Annotated in this window: 1 protein-coding gene; it reads right to left on the bottom strand. The window is 59.5% G+C overall.

Annotation, left to right across the window (positions count from 1 at the left end; translation table 11 throughout):
* A partial coding sequence (locus EOA86_RS37835) for a CHASE domain-containing protein (protein WP_206630294.1) occupies window positions 1–514 on the bottom strand: 514 nt, incomplete at both ends.

The raw sequence follows: 514 nt of genomic DNA, 5'->3' as shown, positions 1-514 counted from the left end.
CCCGAGATCATCGTCAAGCAGGCCGCTCGCCTTATAAAGGCGCTGAACGTCGACAACGGCCGAAATGATGCCCCAGAATCTTTCGGTGTTGCCCGCACTCCGTACAAAAACCGGAATACGACCGACGAAGCCTTGCCCTCCCTGCCTCAAGTCGACGGGACCGGCAAGAATTAGCTCGCGCTCGTCTCGCGCCCTTAGCGCGGCCACACGCTGGCGCTCGTCCTTGCGGTAATCGAGGCCTATCGCCTTCTCGTTGCCCTCCATCGGGTACATCAGGGAAATGACCAGATCGGGCGCGCCGGCAATATTTTTCAATTGCGAGCCCCCGCCAAACAGGTTGCTCGCGAGCGAGGCGAAGCGTTGCTGTCCCATATAGGGCTCAGTCACGACCGCCGCGACCAGGCCCTGCACCAGTTGAAGGTTTCCGTTGATGTTACCTTCAAGCTTGGCGCGGATAAGATTGACCTTGGCCAGGACATCCGCACGGGCGGCTTGATCCGAGACGACTTTGTTC

This window comes from Mesorhizobium sp. M5C.F.Ca.IN.020.32.2.1, from assembly GCF_004023105.1.
GTDB classification, from domain to species: Bacteria; Pseudomonadota; Alphaproteobacteria; order Rhizobiales; family Rhizobiaceae; genus Mesorhizobium; species Mesorhizobium wenxiniae.
The sequence above is the reverse complement of the archived record's forward strand: the minus strand, read 5'-3'. Positions and strand labels throughout refer to the sequence as shown.